Genomic DNA, 4,567 nt, shown 5'->3' with positions numbered 1-4,567 from the left:
CCAGCGTCGGCACCGGGTCGGAGTGCGACAGCACGACCTCGAGCGCGAGCATCACGCGCGAGAGCTCACCGCCGGACGCGCCCTTGTGCACCGGCAGGGCCGGAGCACCGGGATGCGAGATCAGCCGGAGCTCCACGTCGTCCACACCGGAAGACCCCGCGTGCAGGATCGACCGGCCGACCGGAAGCGCCTGCGCATCCCCGGTCTCGGCGTGGCGGGGGCGAACGGCGAGCTCGACCGAGGCGTGCGGCATGGCGAGGCCGTCGAGCTCCTCGGTGACGGCCTTCCCCAGCTCACCGGCGGCCTCGACACGCGCGGCCGTGACCTGCTCCGCAAGTGTTGCCAGCTCGACGGCCAGCTCGTCACGACGAGTGGCGAGCGCGGTGAGGGCTTCCTCCGAGGTGTCCAGCCCGTCCAGGCGAGCGCGGGCGTCGTTCGCCCACGCGATCACGCCGTCGATGTCCGCGGCGTACTTGCGGGTCAGGGCCTTCAGTTCGGCCTGGCGCTGCAGGACCTGCTCAAGACGACCGGGATCGGCTTCGAGGTGGTCCAGGTAGCCGGAGATCTCGGCGCCGACGTCGGCCAGCAGCGTCGCCGCTTCGACCAGCCGCGGTTCCATCTCGCGCAGCTTCGGGTCCTCGGACACCGACAGGCGGCGGGCGGCCTCGGAGATCAACCCCAGCGCGCCGGGGTTGTCCGGGTCGCCCTCCAGCGAACCGGACACCGCGAACTGGGCACCCTGGGCAGCCTCGCGCAGCTGGTCGGCGTCGGCCAGGCGACGAGCCTCGTCGTGCAGCTCGAGATCCTCGCCCTGCTTCGGGTCGACCGCGTCGATCTCGGCCAGCCCGTGCCGCAGCAGGTCGCCTCGCGGGCGAGCTCACGGGAGCGCTCGGTGCGTTCCTTCAGCTCGGCCGAAACACGCAGCCACTCCTCGCGGATGCTCTGGTACTCGCGCAACGGCTCTGCCACGTCGTCGCCGGCGAACCGGTCCAGCACGCCGCGCTGCTCGGTCGGGCGCATGAGACGTAGCTGGTCGTTCTGACCGTGCACGGCGATCAGCTGCTCGGCCAGTTCGGACAGCACACCGACCGGCACGGAGCGCCCGCCGACGTGGGCACGGGAGCGGCCGTCCGCGCCGACCGTGCGGATCGCGATCAGCGAACCGTCCTCGTCCGCCTCGCCGCCGACCTCCTCCGCCACCTTGGCGGCAGGGCTGCCCGCCGGGGCCTGAAAACGGCCCTCCACGACTGCCTTGTCGGCTCCGGTGCGCACACGGGAAGCCTCTGCCCGGCCTCCGCCGAGCAGGTGCAACCCGGTCACGACCATGGTCTTGCCCGCGCCCGTCTCACCGGTGACGACGGTGAATCCGGGATCGAGTTCAAGGGTGGCCTCGTCGATCACGCCAAGGCCATTGATGCGCATCTCGGCCAGCACAGGGCGAACCTTACTTGTCGGGTCCGACATTTCCGGATGGGACGTATCTCTGGGTGCACCATAACGAGCGAGTGCCGATGCACCGAGCGGCGCGATCAACCTGCCGATGGCCCCCGCCATCCCTTCACCGGCAGGGCGAACTTCTCGACCAGCCGGTCGGTGAACGGGGCCTGGCGCAGCCGCACGACCTTGAGCGGCACCTCGCCCTCCACGATCTCGATCCGCGCGCCCGCGGGCAGCTCGAACGTGCGCCGCCCGTCCGCGGACAGCGCCGCCGGGTGCCCGGTCTGTTCGATCTCGAACGCCACGTGCGACTTCGGCGAGACGACCAGCGGGCGGGCGAACAGCGCGTGCGCGTTGCTCGGCACCACCAGGATCGCCTGCACGTCCGGCCACACGACAGGTCCGCCGGCCGAGAACGCGTAGGCCGTCGAGCCCGTCGGCGTCGCACACAGCACGCCGTCGCAGCCGAACGCCGACACGGGCCGTCCGTCGACCTCGACGACGACCTCGAGGATGCGTTCGCGGATCAGCTTCTCGACGCTGATCTCGTTGAGCGCCCACGTCTTCACGACGACGTCGCCGTTGACCTTCGCGACGAGGTCGAGCGTCATGCGCTCTTCCACGAAGTAGTCGCGCTCCAGCACGTGGCCGACCGCCTCGTGCAACGCGTCCGAGTCGGCCTCCGCGAGGAACCCGACGCGTCCCAGGTTCACGCCCAGCACCGGAACCCGCGCCGGGCGGCCAGTTCGGCGCCGCGCAGCAGCGTGCCGTCACCGCCCAGCACCAGCACCAGCTCGGTGCCCTCGGCCGCGTGGTCGTCGGCGGGCACGACCTTGGTGCAGCACGACGGACCGAGGTCACGCGCCTCGTCGTCGAGCACCCGCGTCGTGACACCACCGACAGCGAGCCTGCCGGCCACCTGACGGGCGAGATCGATGTTGCTCTGGTGTCCGGTGTGGACGACCAGCAGGACTTCCCTCATTGGGGCCCTTCTTCGACGGCGGTGCGCACCATCTCTGCAGCATCGACGGGTTCGCCTTTGCGCAGCCAGAGGAAGTACTCGACATTTCCGGACGGGCCGGGCAGCGGGCTCGCGACGACGCCGTGCACTGCCAGACCCAGTTCCTGCGCTGCCTCGGTCACGTCGAGGACGGCTTCGGCCCGCAGCTCGGGGTCGCGCACGACGCCACCGGAGCCGAGGCGTTCCTTGCCGACCTCGAACTGCGGCTTGACCATGGGCAGCAGGTCGCCTTCCTCGTCGAGGCACGCGGCGAGTGCGGGAAGCACAAGCCTCAACGAGATAAACGAAAGATCGGCTACTACGAGTTCAACTTTGCCGCCGATGTCCTCGGGAGTGAGGGTGCGGACGTTGGTCTTGTCCTTCACCACGACCCGGTCGTCGGTCTGCAGCTTCCAGTCGAGCAGGCCCCTGCCGACGTCGGCCGCGACGACCTGCCGTGCGCCGTTGCGCAGCAGCACGTCGGTGAAACCGCCAGTGGATGCGCCCGCGTCCAGGCAACGCTTGCCCGTCGGGTCGATCTTGAAGCCTTCGAGCGCGCCGATCAGCTTGTGCGCGCCCCTGGACGCCCAGTTCGGGTCGTTGGAGAGATCTTTGACGACGACCGCGTCGGAGGTCTCCACGGCGGTCGCGGGCTTCGTCGCGACGGTGCCGCGCACCGTGACGCGGCCGTCCGCGACGAGTTGGCTGGCGTGCTCACGGGACCTGGCAAGCCCCCTGCGCACGAGTTCGGCGTCGAGCCGCACTCTGCGAGGCACTGTGCATCACACCTTGTCGATGCTCGACAGTGCGTCGGTGAGCGTCGCGTGCACGGCGTCGAACCGCGCCACGTGCTCGTCGAGGGGGACGTTCTCAAGCCCGTCAAGCCTCGCCAGCGCGCCGTCGATGGCGTCGGCCGGGTTGGGCGGCGGTCCGGGCAGGGGGTAGCTCACGGTCTTACGGTAGCCGATGGAGTACCGACAGGTCCGCGCCGACATACGTGGGCCTTTGCTCTTCCGGAAGCGCTTGCGCCTCTTCCGCGGTGGACACACCCGTGAGCACAAGCAGCGAGTCCATGCCCGCGTTGACCGCGCCCAGGATGTCCGTGTCGAGCCTGTCGCCGATCACCAGCGGCCGGTTCGCGCCGAGCTCCTTCGCCGCCTGCTGCAGCAGCGGGGTGGCGGGCTTGCCTGCGACGAGCGGCTCCTGGTCTGTGGCAGTCCTGAGGGCCGCGACGAGCGAGCCGTTGCCGGGGAGGAGACCACGCTCGGTGGGCAGGGTGGCGTCGACGTTGCACGCCACCCACAGCGCGCCGTTGCGGATCGCCACGGCGGCCTCGGCCAGCTCGCGCCAGCCGAGGTCCATGCTGAGGCCCTGGATCACCGCTGTCGCGCCCTGGGCCTCGTTGGTCGGGATGAGGCCGCGCTTGAGCACCTCCGCCTCAAGGGCCTTGGTGCCGAGCACGAGCACGGTGGAACGTTTCGGCAGGCGTTCGGCCAGCATGGCCGCGGCTGCCTGCGAGGAGGTGCTCACCTCGTCGACGCTCGTGGAGAACCCGAGCTCGACGAGGTGATCCGCGACCGCCTGCGGCGAGCGGGAGGCGTTGTTGGTGACGTACCGGATCCCGACGCCTTTGGTTCTGGCCAGGGCCACCGCCTCGGCGGTACCCGGCACGGCGTCATTTCCGCGGTAGACGGTGCCGTCGAGATCGATCAGCAATGCGTCGTACCGGTCCACCAACGTCTCGCTCACTGCTGCGCGGTCTCCTCCTGGGTCAACTCGAACGCGCGCTCGGCGGCGTCCGTCTCCCCTTCGTCGTCAGCCTCGGCGGCGTTGAGGAACCACTTGACCGCATCCTCGATCCGACCGGCCGCGGCCAGGTTGTCGGCGTAAGCGTAGAAGAGCCGCGCGGAGTAGGGGTTGCGCTGCCCCGGATCGAGATCCGGACCCTGCAACGCCACCACGGCCGCGTCGAGCTGCCCCATGTCGCGACGAGCGCCGGCCGCGACGATCCGCAGCTCGATCTCGTCCTCCTGGCTGAGGTCCTTGGCCGCCGGATCCTTGGCCAGGTCGATGGCCCGCTCCGGCCGCCCGAGCGCACGCTCGCAGTCGGCCATGATCGCGAGGGTGGCG

Annotated in this window: 3 protein-coding genes and 3 pseudogenes; all 6 read right to left on the bottom strand. The window is 70.3% G+C overall.

All coding sequences use genetic code 11. The annotated features are described in order from the left end of the window. A pseudogene (gene recN / locus FXN61_RS47495) lies at nucleotides 1-1,434 on the bottom strand (DNA repair protein RecN); the annotation flags it as partial. Nucleotides 1,435-1,529: 95 nt separating this feature from the next. After that, a pseudogene (locus FXN61_RS47490) lies at nucleotides 1,530-2,419 on the bottom strand (NAD kinase). Further along, complete coding sequence (locus tag FXN61_RS47485; protein ID WP_167980347.1) at nucleotides 2,416-3,213, bottom strand: TlyA family RNA methyltransferase; 798 nt, start codon at nucleotides 3,211-3,213, stop codon at nucleotides 2,416-2,418. The pseudogene FXN61_RS47490 and the gene FXN61_RS47485 overlap by 4 nt, the downstream one beginning before the upstream one ends. 6 nt (nucleotides 3,214-3,219) lie before the next feature. After that, the gene (locus tag FXN61_RS47480) at nucleotides 3,220-3,387 is read right to left on the bottom strand and encodes a hypothetical protein (RefSeq protein WP_167980346.1); all 168 of its coding nucleotides are present in this window, start codon (nucleotides 3,385-3,387) and stop codon (nucleotides 3,220-3,222) included. Between the two features lie 4 nt (nucleotides 3,388-3,391). Next, on the bottom strand, nucleotides 3,392-4,186 hold the full coding sequence (locus FXN61_RS47475) for an HAD-IIA family hydrolase (protein ID WP_167980345.1): 795 nt from the start codon (nucleotides 4,184-4,186) through the stop codon (nucleotides 3,392-3,394). Further along, a pseudogene (locus FXN61_RS47470) lies at nucleotides 4,183-4,567 on the bottom strand (hypothetical protein); the annotation flags it as partial. The gene FXN61_RS47475 and the pseudogene FXN61_RS47470, both read right to left, overlap by 4 nt.

This window comes from Lentzea indica, assembly GCF_012184385.1.
Taxonomy (GTDB): domain Bacteria; phylum Actinomycetota; class Actinomycetes; order Mycobacteriales; family Pseudonocardiaceae; genus Lentzea; species Lentzea indica.
Note: the sequence above shows the minus strand (reverse complement) of the source record. Positions and strands in the feature narration are given on the sequence as shown.